Origin of the sequence: Ruminococcus sp. MSJ-25, from assembly GCF_018917825.1 — a bacterium.
GTDB lineage: Bacteria > Bacillota > Clostridia > Oscillospirales > Ruminococcaceae > Hominimerdicola > Hominimerdicola aceti.
Genome location: NZ_JAHLPI010000017.1, coordinates 60,032 through 76,304 on the forward strand (window position 1 = coordinate 60,032; position 16,273 = coordinate 76,304).

At 45.1% G+C, this 16,273-nt stretch carries 16 protein-coding genes; 13 read left to right on the forward strand and 3 right to left on the reverse strand.

Annotation, left to right across the window (positions count from 1 at the left end; genetic code table 11):
• Window positions 1–72: 72 nt before the first annotated feature.
• The 10 genes from fabK (at window position 73) to KQH97_RS07425 (ending at window position 8,051) form a co-directional block, all read left to right on the forward strand.
• A complete protein-coding gene (gene fabK / locus KQH97_RS07380) occupies window positions 73–1,011 on the forward strand; it encodes an enoyl-[acyl-carrier-protein] reductase FabK (RefSeq protein ID WP_022288129.1) in 939 nt (312 codons plus the stop codon).
• Between the two features lie 18 nt (window positions 1,012–1,029).
• Window positions 1,030–1,764 carry a 3-oxoacyl-[acyl-carrier-protein] reductase gene (gene fabG / locus KQH97_RS07385; protein WP_038672431.1) on the forward strand — a complete coding sequence of 245 codons (735 nt, stop codon included), beginning with the start codon at window positions 1,030–1,032 and terminating at the stop codon, window positions 1,762–1,764.
• A 91-nt stretch (window positions 1,765–1,855) separates the two neighbouring features.
• On the forward strand, window positions 1,856–3,088 hold the full coding sequence (gene fabF / locus KQH97_RS07390; protein ID WP_117905024.1) for a beta-ketoacyl-ACP synthase II: 1,233 nt from the start codon (window positions 1,856–1,858) through the stop codon (window positions 3,086–3,088).
• 15 nt (window positions 3,089–3,103) lie between these two features.
• A complete protein-coding gene (gene accB / locus KQH97_RS07395; RefSeq protein ID WP_038672426.1) occupies window positions 3,104–3,580 on the forward strand; it encodes an acetyl-CoA carboxylase biotin carboxyl carrier protein in 477 nt (158 codons plus the stop codon).
• Window positions 3,581–3,600: 20 nt separating this feature from the next.
• Window positions 3,601–4,032 carry a 3-hydroxyacyl-ACP dehydratase FabZ gene (fabZ, locus tag KQH97_RS07400; protein ID WP_022288125.1) on the forward strand — a complete coding sequence of 144 codons (432 nt, stop codon included), beginning with the start codon at window positions 3,601–3,603 and terminating at the stop codon, window positions 4,030–4,032.
• A 38-nt stretch (window positions 4,033–4,070) separates the two neighbouring features.
• Window positions 4,071–5,441: an acetyl-CoA carboxylase biotin carboxylase subunit gene (locus KQH97_RS07405; protein WP_038672424.1), complete on the forward strand. Its 1,371-nt coding sequence runs from the start codon at window positions 4,071–4,073 to the stop codon at window positions 5,439–5,441.
• Complete coding sequence (accD, locus tag KQH97_RS07410) at window positions 5,441–6,319, forward strand: acetyl-CoA carboxylase, carboxyltransferase subunit beta (RefSeq protein ID WP_046439842.1); 879 nt, start codon at window positions 5,441–5,443, stop codon at window positions 6,317–6,319. The genes KQH97_RS07405 and accD overlap by 1 nt, the downstream gene beginning before the upstream one ends.
• On the forward strand, window positions 6,312–7,127 hold the full coding sequence (locus tag KQH97_RS07415) for an acetyl-CoA carboxylase carboxyltransferase subunit alpha (RefSeq protein ID WP_117927211.1): 816 nt from the start codon (window positions 6,312–6,314) through the stop codon (window positions 7,125–7,127). The genes accD and KQH97_RS07415 overlap by 8 nt, the downstream gene beginning before the upstream one ends.
• A 110-nt stretch (window positions 7,128–7,237) precedes the next feature.
• The gene (locus tag KQH97_RS07420; protein WP_022288121.1) at window positions 7,238–7,471 is read left to right on the forward strand and encodes an acyl carrier protein; all 234 of its coding nucleotides are present in this window, start codon (window positions 7,238–7,240) and stop codon (window positions 7,469–7,471) included.
• Window positions 7,472–7,646: 175 nt separating this feature from the next.
• Window positions 7,647–8,051 carry a bis(5'-nucleosyl)-tetraphosphatase gene (locus KQH97_RS07425; protein ID WP_046439839.1) on the forward strand — a complete coding sequence of 135 codons (405 nt, stop codon included), beginning with the start codon at window positions 7,647–7,649 and terminating at the stop codon, window positions 8,049–8,051.
• 611 nt (window positions 8,052–8,662) lie between these two features.
• On the opposite strand, the gene KQH97_RS07430 is transcribed toward KQH97_RS07425, so the two are convergent.
• From KQH97_RS07430 to KQH97_RS07440, 3 genes are all read right to left on the reverse strand, one after another.
• Window positions 8,663–10,156, reverse strand: coding sequence for a sodium:solute symporter (locus KQH97_RS07430; protein ID WP_216553783.1), 1,494 nt, complete (start codon window positions 10,154–10,156; stop codon window positions 8,663–8,665).
• A gap of 241 nt (window positions 10,157–10,397) precedes the next feature.
• Window positions 10,398–10,502, reverse strand: a complete 105-nt coding sequence (locus tag KQH97_RS07435; protein WP_022288118.1) for a DUF3789 domain-containing protein — start codon at window positions 10,500–10,502, stop codon at window positions 10,398–10,400.
• 80 nt (window positions 10,503–10,582) lie between these two features.
• Window positions 10,583–11,731, reverse strand: a complete 1,149-nt coding sequence (locus KQH97_RS07440) for an SLC13 family permease (protein WP_216553660.1) — start codon at window positions 11,729–11,731, stop codon at window positions 10,583–10,585.
• 161 nt (window positions 11,732–11,892) lie between these two features.
• Between KQH97_RS07440 and KQH97_RS07445 the strand changes: the two genes are divergently transcribed.
• The 3 genes from KQH97_RS07445 (at window position 11,893) to KQH97_RS07455 (ending at window position 16,235) form a co-directional block, all read left to right on the forward strand.
• The gene (locus KQH97_RS07445; RefSeq protein WP_216553661.1) at window positions 11,893–12,498 is read left to right on the forward strand and encodes a TetR/AcrR family transcriptional regulator; all 606 of its coding nucleotides are present in this window, start codon (window positions 11,893–11,895) and stop codon (window positions 12,496–12,498) included.
• 249 nt (window positions 12,499–12,747) lie between these two features.
• Window positions 12,748–14,496 carry an ABC transporter ATP-binding protein gene (locus tag KQH97_RS07450; RefSeq protein ID WP_216553784.1) on the forward strand — a complete coding sequence of 583 codons (1,749 nt, stop codon included), beginning with the start codon at window positions 12,748–12,750 and terminating at the stop codon, window positions 14,494–14,496.
• Between the two features lie 2 nt (window positions 14,497–14,498).
• Window positions 14,499–16,235 carry an ABC transporter ATP-binding protein gene (locus KQH97_RS07455; RefSeq protein ID WP_216553662.1) on the forward strand — a complete coding sequence of 579 codons (1,737 nt, stop codon included), beginning with the start codon at window positions 14,499–14,501 and terminating at the stop codon, window positions 16,233–16,235.
• Window positions 16,236–16,273 lie beyond the last annotated feature (38 nt).

Sequence of the window (16,273 nt, forward strand, 5' to 3'; positions counted from 1 at the left end):
TATTCGGTACATAATAAATTGTTATTATGTATTATGGCATAAAATTTGCTTTTGACAATAAGGAGAACTACTATGACTACTACAAAGACAAGAATAACTGAACTTTTGGGTATAAAATACCCTATCTTTCAGGGCGGTATGGCTTGGATAGCTGAGCATACTCTCGCTTCCGCAGTTTCAAACGCAGGCGGACTTGGCATAATCGCAGGCGGCTCTGCACCTATCGATTACCTGAGAGATCAGATAAGACAGACAAAGGCGGCTGTAAACGGCAAGCCTTTCGGTGTTAATATCATGCTCATGAGCCCTAATGCCGACGACCTCGCTCAGCTCGTTATAGACGAGGGCGTACCTGTCGTAACAACAGGTGCAGGCAACCCAGGCAAGTATATGGCTGCTTGGAAAGAAGCAGGCATAAAGGTGATACCTGTCGTTCCGTCAGTTGCTCTTGCAAAGAGAATGGAAAGAGCAGGCGCTGACGCTGTTATTGCAGAGGGAACAGAGTCAGGCGGACATATCGGTGAGAACACAACCATGTGTCTTGTACCACAGGTAGTTGACGCAGTTGAGATACCTGTTATCGCCGCAGGCGGAATAGCAGACGGCAGAGGAATAGCCGCTTCATTCATGCTTGGCGCAGAGGGCGTACAGCTCGGCACACGTTTCCTTGCCGCAGAGGAGTGTCAGATAAACCCTGTTTATAAGGAGCTTGTTGTAAAGGCAAAGGATACAGACAGCATCGTAACAGGCAGATATACAGGTCACCCATGCAGAAACGTTAAGACAAAGTTCTCAAAGAAGCTTGCAAGCGGCGAAGCAAACGGCACGATCACACCTGAGGAGTTCGAGGAGATAACCCTCGGTTCACTGAGAAAAGCCGTTCAGGACGGCAACCTTGAGGAGGGTTCTTTCCTCTGCGGAGCTATCGCAGGCATGGTAAAGAAGGTCGAGCCTGCAAAGGATATGATAGAGGAAATGTTCACAGAAGCAGAAAAGCTTCTCGGCAAGTAAAAGACGGAGGAAAATAAAATGGCAACAGCATTGATAACAGGTTCCGCAAGAGGAATAGGTGCAGCGATAGCACTCAGACTTGCAAAGGACGGCTATAATATTGCTCTCAACGATATCTCAGAGGCAATGTTTGAAGATAACGATATAATGGATAAGATAAAGGCAGAGGGCGTAGAGTGTGAAAAGTTCATCTGCGACGTTTCAAGCTATGCACAGGTAGAGGAAACAGTCAAGGCAGTAAAGGCTCGTTTCGGCACTATCGACGTGCTCGTAAACAACGCAGGAATCACTCGTGACGGTCTTATGGCTCGTATGAGCGAGGAGCAGTACGATATGGTAGTTGCTGTAAACCAGAAGAGCGTGTTCAATATGTCAAAATTTGTGGGCAGCGTTATGATGCGACAGAAGTCAGGCAAAATAATAAATCTTGCTTCCGTTGCAGGACTTTACGGCAACCCCGGACAGATAAACTATTCCGCAACAAAGGCAGCTATCGTCGGCATGACAAAGACAGTTGCAAAGGAGCTTGGCTCAAGAGGTATCACCTGCAATGCTGTAGCCCCTGGATTTATCAAGACCCCTATGACAGACAAGCTCACAGACGCTCAGAAGCAGGCTATGATAAATCAGATAGCTATGAAGCGTTACGGCGAAGTTGACGAGATAGCAGGCGTTGTATCCTTCCTTGCTTCCAAGGACGCAAGCTACGTTACAGGACAGGTAATAGAAATAAGCGGCGGACTTATGATGTAGTCACTCACCGTGACGGGCATCTTACGCCATGTGGATTTGTTTTACGGAATGTAGATTTGATATGTTTTAAATGATACTAAGGAGTGTTTAAATGAGAAGAGTTGTTATCACAGGTATGGGTACAGTAAACCCTCTTGGCAAGAACGTAGAGGAATTTTGGGCTAATATCAAGGCTAACAAGAACGGCCTATCTTATGTTGACCAGTTTGATACCGAAAATTTTCCTGTAAAGATAGTCGGCGCTGTCAAGGATTTTGACTGCACTGAGTATATAGATAAAAAAGAAGCAAAGAGAATGGATAGATTTACTCAGTTCGCTGTTTGCTCTGCAAAGCAGGCTCTTAAAATGGCTGGCTCTGATTTCAAGGACGTTGATCCATTTAAGGCTGGCGTTATAATCGGTGTTGGTATCGGCGGTCTTAACATGACCGAAAAGGAAGTAACAAAGTTCAACGAAAAGCCTGATAAGGTATCGGTTTTCTTTATCCCTATGATGATAGGCAATATGGCGGCTGGTACTGTTGCAATGCATACAGGCTTTAAGGGCGATAATTTCTGTACCACTACAGCTTGCGCTTCAGGTACTCATGCTATCGGCGAAGCTTTCAGAAAAATAAAGGACGGCTATCTTGACGTTTGCCTTTGCGGCGGCTCAGAGGCTTGTATCTCTCATTTTGCACTCAGCGGCTTCAACAATATGAAGGCTCTCTCAAAGGCAACAGAACTTGACAAGGCTTCAACTCCATTCGACCTGAACAGACAGGGCTTTGTCCTTGGCGAGGGTGCAGGCATACTTTGCCTTGAGGAGTATGAACACGCTAAAGCAAGAGGTGCAAATATCATAGCTGAAATAGCAGGCTATGGCGCAACAGGCGACGCTTATCACATGACAAGCCCATCACCAACAGGTGAGGCTGCCGCCCATGCAATGAAGTATGCCTATGAAGAAGCAGGCCTGAAGCCTGAGCAGGTGAACTACATCAACGCTCACGGCACATCAACAGGTCTTAACGATAAGTATGAAACAACAGCTATCAAGCTTGCTCTTGGCGAAGAAGCCGCAAGAAAGACGGTCATAAACTCCACAAAGTCTATGACAGGTCACCTTCTTGGTGCGGCAGGCGGCATGGAAGCTATCGTTACTGCACTTTCTGTACACAACGACTTTGTTCATAAGACAATAAACTACACCACTCCTGACCCTGAGTGCGACCTTGACTACTGCGTTGAGGGCAACAGAGAAATGCCTGTCTATGCAGCACTTTCAAACTCTCTGGGCTTTGGCGGACATAACGCTACTATCTGTATCAAGAAGTGCGACTGATAAGGAGAAACTGATATGAGCGAAAAAATTTATGGTCAGTTTGACCTTGAAACAATAGAGAAGCTTGCCGATATCGTGAAGAATAAAGACCTCGGTGAGATAACAATAGCTGACGGCGACAAGGTGATAACAGTAAAGGGCAAGAAATGCCCTCCTCCTGCACCAATGGGAATGCCTATGCCAATGGCTGTAGGCACAGCTTTACCTGCTGCCCAGACAGCACCGGAAGCGTCGGCAACATCAGCGCCGGTAACAGGCGGCAAGGCAGTTAAAGCCCCTATCGTGGGAACATTCTATGCCGCTCCGTCACCTGATTCAAAGCCGTTCGTAAGCGTTGGCGACAAGATAAAGAAGGGCGACACTATCTTCATTATCGAGTCCATGAAGGTAATGAGCGAAGTACAGAGCGAATTTGACGGCGTGGTAAGAGAGATATGCGTAAACAGCGGCGACGCTGTTGAGTTCGATCAGACCATAATGATACTTGACTAAACTGATTTGGAGGAAAGACAATGGCAGTTGTTTTGAATAAAGAGCAGATCATGGAAATAATCCCTCACCGTGACCCTTTTCTGCTTATCGACGAGGTAAACGAGCTTGAAGTGGGCAAGCGTGTAAAGGCTACAAAGTATATAAAGGCTGAGGACTTTTGGTTCAAGGGACATTTCCCGAACTATCCTGTTACCCCAGGTGTACTTATGGTAGAGATGTGTGCGCAGGCAGGTGCAGTTGCACTGCTTTCACTTCCTGAGAACAAGGGCAAGATAGGTCTGTTCGGCGGCATAAACAACTGTAAGTTCCGTCAGCAGGTAGTGCCTGGTGATAAGCTGGATATCGAGGTGGAGATAATCAAAGTCAAGGGTCCTATCGGTGTTGGAAAGGCACTTGCTTCTGTAAACGGCAAGAAGGCTGTTTCCGCTGAGATAACTTTTGCGATAAAGTAAGGTATCTCTTATTCTAGTCATAATTAGTGAGGCATAATATGTTCAAAAAAGTATTGATAGCGAACAGAGGCGAGATCGCTGTCCGCATTATAAGAGCCTGCCGAGAGCTTGGCATACATACTGTTGCGGTATATTCCACCGCCGACAGAAATGCTCTCCACGCTCAGATAGCAGACGAAGCCGTTTGCATAGGTCCTGCACCAAGCAAGGACAGTTATCTTAATGTCAGGGCGATAATCTCCGCCTGCGAGATAACAGGTGCAGACGCTATCCACCCGGGCTTTGGCTTTCTGTCTGAAAATCCGTCCTTTGCGAGAATGTGCGAAAAGTGCGGCATAACTTTCATAGGACCAAGAGCCGAGTCTATTGAAATGCTTGGCGATAAAGCGCAGGCAAAGGAAACAATGAAAGAAGCAGGTGTGCCTGTTATAATGGGTTCAGACGGCGCTATCTCAAATATCCATGCGGCGCATACCCTTGCAAGAGATCTTGGCTACCCTGTTATGGTAAAGGCTTCAGCAGGCGGCGGAGGACGTGGCATAAGGATCGTTCACTCCGACGATGAGCTTGAAGCGCAGATGACCGCCGCAAAGCAGGAAGCTCTTGCCTGCTTCGGCAATGATGAGATCTATATTGAGAAGTTCATAGAAGACCCTAAGCATATCGAGATACAGATACTTGCCGATAATTACGGCGATGTTATCTATCTGGGCGAGCGTGACTGCTCCATGCAGAGAAGAAATCAGAAGGTCCTCGAGGAAGCCCCTTCCCCTGCAAGCTTTATGAATGAGGAGCTTCGTGCGAAAATGGGCAAAGCCGCTTGTACAGCCGCTAAGGTCTGCGGCTATAGGAATGCAGGCACTATTGAGTTCCTCGTGGATAAAAACGGCGAGTTCTATTTCATGGAAATGAACACCCGTATACAGGTGGAACACCCTATCACAGAGGCTGTCACAGGCGTTGACCTTGTAAAGCAACAGCTCCTTATCGCATCAGGACAGAGATTGTCTATAAAGCAGGAGGATATAAAGCTGACAGGTCATGCAATAGAGTGCCGTATAAATGCGGAAAATCCGCTTCTTGATTTCAGACCGTCACCGGGCAGGATAAAGTCGCTCTTTATCCCGGGAGGCCCTGGAATAAGAGTAGATACCGCAGTTTATCAGGGCTATGAGATACCGCCTTATTACGATTCCATGATAGGCAAGCTCATCGTTCACGGTAAGAATAGAGAAGAAGCTATTGCAAAAATGACATGGGCGCTGTCTGAGTTTATCGTGGACGGCGTTGCAACCAATGTTGATTTCCAGCTCAAGCTTATAAGACGCCCGGAGTTTTTAGAGGGCAATTACGATAACGGTTTTCTTAACCGTACCGACATTTTGGCAGATGAGAGGAGTAAGGAATAATGCTTGAAGATCTGTTTTCTGTCGTTAAAGTAAGATTTAACGGCGATAAGGCGGACGATGACAAGAAAAAGACCGATATCCCAAAGGGTCTGCTTTTCAAGTGTCCAAGATGCAGAAACGTCACTTTTATGGAGGAGTTTCAGGCAAACGGCAAGGTATGTCCCCACTGTAACTATCATTCAAGACTTACCGCTAAAGAACGTCTTGATATCACCATAGATAAGGGTAGCTTTGAGGAATTTGATAAGGATATGGTATCAAAAAATCCTATAGATTTCCCTGACTATGAAGCAAAACAGCAGGCTTTGAGAGAAAAGACCGGTCTTAAAGACGCCGTTATCACAGGAAAGGCTGCCATAAGAGGCGAGAAGATAGTTATAATCGTTATGGATTCCAACTATATGATGGCTTCCATGGGCAGCGTTGTGGGCGAAAAGATAACACGAGCTATCGAATACGCCACCGCAAATAAGCTCCCTGTTATCGCATTCACAGCCTCAGGCGGAGCAAGAATGCAGGAGGGTATAGTTTCCCTTATGCAAATGGCGAAAACAAGTGGTGCTGTGGCTAGACATAACCAAGCAGGTCTGCTTTATATCGCAGTTATGACCGACCCTACCACGGGCGGTGTAACAGCTTCCTTTGCGTCACTGGGCGATATCATAATCGCAGAGCCAAAGGTGCTTATCGGATTTGCGGGCAGACGTGTTATAGAGGGTACTATCAAGCAGAAGCTTCCTGACGATTTCCAGTCTGCCGAGTTCATGCTTGAAAACGGCTTTGTTGATATGATAGTTGAGCGAAAGAAAATGAGAAGAGTTCTCGCTCATATACTCAGACTTCATAAGCCAGCAAAGGAGGTGTCCTCAAATGAGTGAGCTGACAGCTTGTCAAAGACTTGATATAATCAGACACAAGGGCAGACCGACTGCCAAGGACTATATCCCTCTTATATTCGACGATTTCTTTGAGATGCACGGAGACAGACTTTTTGGTGATGACGGTGCTGTTATGGGCGGTATAGCCTATTTTAAGGGCATACCTGTTACAGTTATCGCAGAGGTAAAGGGCAGAGATCTTGCAGAAAATCAGAAGTGCAATTTCGGTATGCCACACCCTGAGGGCTATAGAAAGGCTCTCAGGCTTGCAAGGCAGGCTGAGAAGTTCCATAGACCTGTTATATGCCTTGTTGATACAGCAGGCGCATTCTGCGGCGTAGAAGCTGAGAAGCGTGGTCAGGGCGAAGCGATAGCCAAAAACATCATGGAGTTCATGACCCTCAAGACTCCTGTTATCTCCATAATACTCGGAGAGGGCGGCTCGGGAGGTGCGCTGGCTCTTGCAGTGTGCGATGAGCTTGCAATGCTTGAAAACGCTATCTATTCGGTAATATCACCGAGAGGCTTTGCAAGTATCCTGTGGAAGGATTCCACAAGGGAGCGTGAAGCCTGCGATATAATGAAGATAACCGCCGAGGATCTTACAAGACTTGGCGTGTGCGACCATATAATTTCCGAAGCCGACGGCGGCGCACATAACGACCCACAGCTCACTGCGGAGAATATCTCTGACTATATCGAGGGAGCTTTGAAAAGAAAATTGCAAAAAGGTCTTGACGAATTGCTTGAGGGGCGGTATAATAAGTTTAGGACTGTGGGCGAGTTTGAGGAAAACCCGCAGGAATGAGTTTTTTTGATGATCATGCCGAATGATTTGCCGACTTATGGGCGGCGGCGGCTGACATAAATGCTGCGCTGAGCGGCAGACCCAGTAAAGTACAGAATGGAGGTAAAGTAATGGTATTTGATAAGATCAAGGACATTATCGTAGAGCAGCTCGACGTTGAAGAGGACGCAGTAACTATGGAGGCTTCTATCACAGATGATCTCGGCGCTGACTCACTGGACGTAGTTGACCTTGTAATGAGCATCGAGGAGAGCTTTGATGTAGAGATCCCTGATGAAGAGGTCGAGAACATCAAGACTGTTGGCGATATCGTTAAGTATATCGAGAACAAGGTCGAGGAATAATCTTTGACTGTTTCAAAAAGCTGTGCTTTTGCACGGCTTTTTTTATTTTACCTGATTTGTGGAATATGCACAAAATGGGAGTATATTTATTAAAGGGTATAGACAAATGAGGGCTGTTGTGATATAATTAAATCAATGAGTAAATATTGGGGCTAAGCTCCGGAAAGGAAAAATGATGCTGCATGAAAAATCCTGCGGTGCTATCGTTTACAGAAAGTATCACGGAAACACCGAGATACTGCTGATAAAGCATATCAACAGCGGTCACTGGTCATTCCCAAAGGGTCACGTTGAGGGCGATGAAACAGAAGAAGAAACTGCCAAGCGTGAGATCATGGAGGAAACGGGGATAGACGTAAATCTTGATACCACGTTTCGGGAGATAGTGTCCTATTCACCAAGGAAGGACACGCAGAAGATCGTTGTCTACTTTATCGGCAAAGCAAAGAACACCGACTACACTCCTCAGGAAGAGGAGATCGCAGACATACGCTGGGTCGAGATCGGCAGGGCAGGACAGGTCCTGTCTTACGAAAACGACCGCAGTATTGTAAACAAGGCGAAGAAATTTATAATCTGAAAAAAGTTCCATAAAATGCGTTCAGGTGTTGAACGGTGTTTTATGGAACTTTTTGTTTGTCTGTATACACATTAATAATGTGGACCCCCAAAAGTTAGTTCAGGTAGGAAAACGGGCGAACACTGTTCGCCCCTACAGTGGATATTATACAAAATTCATGTGGTCAATTTGTGCAAACAAATGATTTATGATTTAATTTGGCAATAATCCATTAATTGTTGCATTTTTTATGCAACAAAATGAGCATTTTTCAGGGATAAGTAGAAAGAGTCTTAGATACTTGCGGGCACGTACAAGCCCTGTGACTTAGTGAATACGATGAGAGATTCTGGAACAGGCTGTAGAGTACTTGTATCAGGACGTGGGCGTGCATTGTGATATTTTGTGTATACAAAACCTAGGGCATAATACCCAGTGTCATACTCCGAATGCAACTTGAAAATTGAATAAAAAAGGCTAAAACCCACGGCAACAAAATCGTAGGGGCGAACACCGTTCGCCCGCTTGTTTTGTCGTTTCGCTCACTATATCATTTGCATTATCCGCACAAAAAAACAGGAACGAACAAAGTCCGTCCCTGTCTGCATTTCAAGTATGTAAGCGATATGAGATCATATCTCGCTGTCATTGTAGCACTCGAACACCTTTTCAGCATGAGCCTTGTCAGCGTCGCTCTGCCTTGTGATAAGGCTAACGATAGGTACAAGAACAAGTCCGAAAAGCATCGCAAATGCGCCTGCGTTGATAGGCGAGGCAAGGTTTATGCCCCAAAGTGTTCCTGTGTGTCCTGCAAGGGTGTAGTATGCCATGTGTATCACTGTTATGCCTACTCCTGCGATAAAGCTTGCCATGCAAGCCGCCCTTGTTACGCCCTTCCAGAAAAGTCCGTACATAAACGGCGCAAGAAATGCTCCTGCAAGTGCGCCCCATGAGATAGACATGAGAGTTGAAATTACTGTCTGTGGATTTTCAAGAGTGATTATTGCAAGCACAACTGAGATGATAAGAAATACGGCAATGAAAATTCTCATTGTGATAAGCTGTTTTTTCTCGTCCATTTTTTCTTTCATTATAGGCTTGATAAGGTCGATAGTCAAAGTGGAGCTTGATGTAAGCACAAGCGATGAAAGTGTTGACATTGAAGCAGAAAGCACAAGAACGATAACAAGTCCGAAAAGCAGTGAAGGAAGCTTTTCCATCATAGTCGGAACTATTCCGTCAAAACCGCCCTCCGGAAGTCCGTCAGCGCTCTTGACAAAAAGTCTGCCGAAGCCACCAAGGAAGTAACAGCCGCCTGCTACCACTACTGCAAAAAATGTTGATACTATAGTTCCTGTTTTGATAGCCTTGTCGTCTTTTATTGCATAGAATTTCTGCACCATTTGCGGAAGTCCCCATGTGCCGAGAGAGGTAAGAATAACAACGCCTGCAAGGTTTATAGGGTCAGGGCCGAATAGTGACGAATATGCACCCTTGTCGCCATTTGCGTCAGAAATATCACCAAGCAGGTCAAGAGAATTTCCAAGACCACCGTTTTCGCCAAGCACTGCAAGAACTACCGCCGCAATGCCTACAAGCATTACGATTCCCTGAATAAAATCGTTCAGTGCTGTAGCTTTGTAGCCACCCATGATAACATACACCGCAGTGAAAACTGCCATGCCGATTATACAATATTTGTAAGGAATGCCAAAGCCCTTCTCAAAAAGTCTTGACAAGCCGTTGTAGACCGAAGCCGTATAAGGGATAAGGAATACGAACACGATAAGTGCCGAAACTATCTTCAAAGGCTTGCTGTTGTATCTCTTTTCAAAATATTCAGGCATGGTCTTTGCCTCAAGGTGCTTTGACATTATCCTTGTACGTCTGCCCAAAACTTTCCATGCAAGCCATGAGCCTATGACGGCGTTTCCAATTCCTACCCATGTGGAAGCTACACCGTAATTCCAGCCGAATTTTCCTGCGTAGCCTACAAAAATTACTGCCGAGAAGTATGAAGTTCCATATGCAAAGGCTGTGAACCATGCTCCAAGACCTCTTCCTCCCAGTACAAAATCATTGACGCTTGCCGATTTTCTGCGGTAATAAACACCTATGCCTATCATAAGTGCAAGGTATAATACCAATACTATCCACCTTGCTGTCAATCCAATACACTCCTTTTACTTCATGTGTCGCTTTAAAGCTTTTATGCTTTTGCGTTTTTACTTGCTAAAGTACAATGATACTATTATAGTACAAAGCGGAGTATTTGTCAATACGGACAGGCATAAAAAAAGCCACCGCAAAGGGAAATTTTGCGGCAGCTTTTTTGGTGAAAATCACGAAGTTTACCTGTGTAAAACATCATCGTTCATCGTGACGGTCGCTTTCACCTGCGGTGATACAAAGGCACATTGTCACAACGCCCACAAAACCGCCCACCAGCGTTCCTGCAAAAAATTCAAGCATAAAAACACCTCCTGCGGATAGTGTGGGCATTTAGCGAAAATGTTATGCAGATAAAGTGGGCAGGGTATAGAAAACTTATTTCAGTATGCGATCTTTACAGTCAGAGCCATTACAGCGAGAAAAGCGATATTTGCGGCTGTGAAATATGCGAAATATCTGCCTTTGATATGGGGGTGGCTGCGGCATATCTGCTTGTAGGATATAAGGCTAGCCATGGAGGCGATAAGAGTGCCAAGGCCGCCTATGTTCGTTCCTATTATAAGTGCGTTCAGCTTGTTGGTGAAGCCTGAAAGGAGTATAGCGCATGGAACGTTGCTTATTATCTGACTTGCGGCAACGGCAATAAAAAGCTCGTGACCGTTTATTATGCTGCTGAGTACACTGCGGAAAATCTCTACTCTGCCCATATTTCCGATAAAGATGAAAAATCCGCAGAATGTAAGAAGCAGTGAGTAATCAACTGTTTTAAGCACGTTTCTGTCAGCAATGGCAGAGAAAGCAAGTGCGCAGAGGGTTGTTATCTGCCATGGGATAAGCCTTGCAACTGTAAGCAGGCAAAGGACAAAAAGCAGTACGTATCCTGAAAGCTTTGTCTTGTCTTTAGTCGAATATGTATCGAAGTTTTCAGCAGTTATATCTGTCTTGACAGACAGCTTTCCTGATTTTTTACACACTGCAAGCGTCCACAGAAAAAGCATCGCTCCTGCAACAATAGTAAAGGGAAGCATTAGTACAAGAAAATCTTCCAGCTTCATATCTGATACACCAAAAAGGTATAGATTCTGAGGATTGCCTATAGGTGTGAGCATACTGCCAAGATTTGCGGCAATGGTCTGCAGAACGACAATGGGTATGAGAAGCTTGTTGCCTGCTTCACCGAGAGTTGATAGGGCGGTGAGAGTGAGGGGAACAAAGGTCAGAAGTGAAACGTCATTTGTTATGAACATACTTGAAAAGAAGCAAAGCCCCACAAGCACTATGGAAAGCTGAAATGCGGTATTGACTTTGCTTATGATAAATTTTGCACTGCGTTCAAAAATGCCAAGACCTTTGCAGCCCTCGGTCACTGTCATAAGAGAGAACAGAAGTCCAAGTGTTCGGAAGTCGATATAACTTGCATATGCTTTGTCAGGTGTGATGAAAAATGCAGATATAACGGCTAAGAGCATTGCCACTATCAGGACGGTTTCTTTTTTAGCAAAGGCGATCGCTTTGTTTATGTTTTTCATTTTATCATTTCCTGTCGTTTATTCATATGATAAAATTATATCATGAAAATGATATTATTACAAGATTTTGAGCTGCTTTAAGAAAAAAACTTGACAAGTTTAAATAACCATGTTATAATAACACTGTTATTATAACATGGTTATTTTCAGGCAGGTGCAAAATGAGAACGGAAACAGCAGGAGTTACAGAAACTCTTATAGAGAGTGCAAAAAAAGAATTTCTTGAACACGGCTTTCAAAATGCAAATCTTCGCAGGATCTCTTCTGAGAGCGGAGTAAGTACTGGGTCTATATATACACGCTTTGGGGACAAGGCTGGACTTTTTTCGGCGGTGGTAAAGCCGGCTGCAGACGGACTTATGGAGTTGTATCTTGAAAGCATAACCGCTGCAAGGGAGAGCGGCGACCCTGCGGAGGCGACAAGTCAGGGCAATGAGGGAACTGAGCTTGTGCTGAAATATATTTATGAAAACTTTGACGTTTTCAAGCTTATCTTCTGCCACTCGGCAGGAACGGAGTATGAGTATTATTTTGACGAGCTTGCTGAGATAGAGGAAAAGTATTACAGGGAGTTTGTAAAGCAGTTTTCAAGGCGTGAAAACATGGTGAGCGACTTCTTTATACACGTTATCTGCCGAACAGGCTGGTCTTATATTTACGAGGTGGTCTCTCATGATCTTTCTTATGATGAGGCGCAGATCTTTATGAAAAGCATAAGAGAGTTCTGCTTCGCAGGCTGGGGGAAGGTTCTTGGGGCAGACCTGTGATGATATGCACTTGTAGGGGCAAACAGTGTTCGCCCGCTATAGCTATGTTTGGAGCTGTTTAGGAAACGTTGAGCCGCTCCCTTACAAATAAACCGTCAAAATCATTTTATTCTTTTAACATTTTCAGCAACCCCTTATAGGGTGTTGCTTTTTAAATGGCAATAGGTTAGTTTAATCTAACTTTATAAACAAACAGGAGGTATTGTTGTGAAAAAGAAAGAGAAAAAGAAAAGTTCCTTTGCAGTTCTTATGCACTATGCAGGCGGACATAAGTATTATTCCTACGCTTCTGCTGTTCTTGCTGTAATAAGTGCATGGATAGCACTGATACCGTTTTATGATGTTTGGCGCATCATAAAAGAGATACTCAGGGTAAGACCTGATTTTTCAAAGGCGGAGAACATAAGCCGATACGGCTGGGAGGCTGTGGGCTTTGCACTTCTTGGAATGGTGTTTTATATCGCTGCGCTAATGTGTTCTCACAAGGCAGCGTTCAGGGTGCAGGCTAACATAAGAGTGAGCATGATGAAGCATATTATGAAGCTTCCGCTTGGTTATGTTGAAGCTGAGGGAACAGGAAAGATAAGAAAGATAGTTATGGATTCAAGTGCGTCAACGGAAACCTATCTTGCCCACAATTTTCCTGACAAGGCTGTTTCAATTGCGACCCCTGTGGGTCTGCTTGTTATGATGTTCATATTCGACTGGCGGCTTGGACTTATTAGCCTTATCCCTGCGTTCATCGCATTTGTGCTTATGGGCACGCTTATGATGGGTCCTAAAATGGCGGAGGATATGAAGCAGTATCAGAATGCACTTGAAAAAATGTCATCTGAGGCGGTGGAGTATGTTCGTGGAATACCTGTTGTAAAAACCTTTGGTCAGACGATATTTTCTTTCAAGCGTTTCAAGCTTGCTATTGACGAATATGAAAAGTGGACTCTTGGATACACAAAGAACATGATGCTTCCGATGATATGCTTCACCACTGCGGCAAACGGCATTTTTGCGGCGCTTATAATTGCGGCTTTCAAACTCACTTCCCATGGAGTTACGGACGAGTTTGTTCTTAATCTTTTCTTTTATGTGATAATAACTTCTATTCTTACTGTAACGCTTATGAAGATAGCATATGCAGGAGAGTCACAGATGTTGGTGGACGACGCTGTGAACAGAATGTATTCTATTCTTGAAACTGAGCCGCTTGCTAAGACAAAGAGAGGTGAAACTCCAAAGGACTCATCTATCCAGCTTGACAATGCGGTGTTTGCTTATGACAATGCAGAGAGCAACGCTGTTGACGGAATAACGATGAACATAAAGGCAGGAGAGCATATTGCGGTAGTAGGTCCTTCAGGGGGAGGAAAGACCACCCTTTGTTCGCTTATCGCACGTTTCTGGGACGTAAAGAGCGGCTCTATAAAGATAGGAGGGGCAGACGTGAGAAACATTCCGTCAGAGGAGCTTATGAAGTATGTTTCATATGTTTTCCAGGACAGCAAGCTTCTTAAAATGAGTATTCTCGACAACGTGCGAATGGGCAGACCTGACGCCACGGACGAGGAAGTTATGCAGGCGCTTCGTGACGCACAATGCATGGATATAATCGAGAAGTTCCCTGAGGGTGTTGATACTATGATCGGCTCAAAGGGCATATACGTTTCGGGGGGCGAGTGTCAGAGACTTTCTATTGCAAGGGCGTTTTTGAAAAATGCGCCTGTGCTTATACTTGATGAGGCGACGGCTTTTGCCGACCCTGACAACGAGAGGTCTGTTCAGCAGGCTTTTGAGAGGCTTTCAAAAGACAAGACAGTTATAATGATAGCACACAGGCTTTCAACGGTAACAAATGCAGACCGCATTTACGTTCTTTCTGAGGGCAGGATAGCAGAGAGCGGAAAGCATGAGGAGCTTATAGAGCAGGGCGGGATCTACAGCCGTATGTGGAACGAATACAACAGGTCTGTAAGCTGGCAGGTCAGAAAGGCAGGGGTTTGATTATGAGCTTCACGGAAAAATTAAAACACAAATATGCCCTTTCAGACAAGGGTGCAAAAGGCATGATAAGGGCGTTTATTGCTGTTACGCTTGCTAACCTTGTGCTTATGCTCCCTGTGGGGCTTTTATATGTGCTTTCCTCATATCTTCTTGAGGGAGAGCTTCCAAGAGATAAGTTCTGGCTTTTTATTGGGGCGATAGTGGGAGCGCTTTTGCTTATTGCCCTTACAGCGCTGTTTCAGTATAAGTCCACGTTTTACTCTACATATGTTGAAAGCGGTGTAAGACGAAGGACGCTTGCGGAAAAGCTCAGGAAGATACCCCTTTCATACTTTGGCAAGAAAGACCTTGCCGACCTTACGAACACTATCATGACGGACTGTGCAATGATAGAAACAGGCTCTTCGCATTGGATACCTGAGCTTGTGGGCGGTATCGCCTCCACTACTATCATTGTTATAAGCTTGTTTTTCTTTGACTGGAGAATGGCTCTTGCTTCAGTTTGGGTAATGCCGGTAGCATTTATCATAGTTATATCTTCAAAGAAGGTTATGTCAAGGATACACGAAAAGACGATGAAATATCGTATAGATTGCATTGACGGCATTCAGGAGGGGCTTGAAACTCTCCGTGACCTGCGTTCATACAACATGACAGAGAAATACTCTGAGGGGCTTGAAAAGAAGATAAAGGCTGTGGAAAAGCACGCTATCGTGGCGGAGTTTGCAAATGCGGTATTCGTATGCTCAGCACAGATGATACTAAAGCTCGGTATTGGAACTGTGGCTGTTGTGGGAAGCTCGCTTCTTGTAAATGGTGAGATAACGGTGCTGACGTTCTTTATGTTCCTGCTGGTGGTAACAAGAATGTATGAGCCGCTTCAGATAGCGCTTCAGAATTTGGCTGCTATAATAAGCCTTGACGCAAACTGCAATCGTATGGACGAGATACTTTCGCACGAGGAGCAGTCGGGCAGTGATAAGCTTGACAACAAGGGTTATGATATCACTTTCGATCATGTTGCTTTTTCATACAAGAGTGAAGAGCAGGTGCTTTCTGATGTAAGCTTCACTGCAAAGCAGGGTGAGATAACAGCACTTATTGGTCCGTCCGGCGGAGGAAAGACCACTGTTGCAAGGCTTGCGGCAAGGTTTTGGGATAATGACAAGGGCAAGATAACTGTTGGCGGAATGAATGTTGCAAACGTTGACCCTGAGAAGCTTTTGTCACTTTACTCTATCGTTTTCCAAGATGTAACGCTGTTTAACAACACTGTTATGGAGAATATCAGGATAGGCAGAAAGGACGCAACGGACGAGGAGGTTATGGCGGCGGCAAGGCTTGCACACTGCGAGGACTTTGTTGAGAAGATGCCTGACAAGTGGAACAGTATGATAGGAGAGAACGGCTCGGAGCTTTCGGGCGGTGAAAGACAGCGTATATCCATAGCGAGGGCATTTCTAAAGGACGCTCCTATCATTCTTATGGACGAGGCTACGGCTTCTCTGGACGTTGACAACGAGTCGCTTATACAGGAGTCTATTGCAAAGCTTATACAGAACAAGACTGTGCTTATAATAGCACACAGAATGAGAACTGTTGACGGTGTGGACAAGATAGTTGTGCTTAAAGACGGAAAGGTGGCTGAGACAGGCTCGCCTGAGGCGCTTAAAAAGACCAACGGTATCTACAAGCACATGGCTGAGATGCAGCTTTGCTCGGAGAAATGGAAATACTGATATGAATAGAAACCACCGCTGGGAGGAACGCTCTCAGC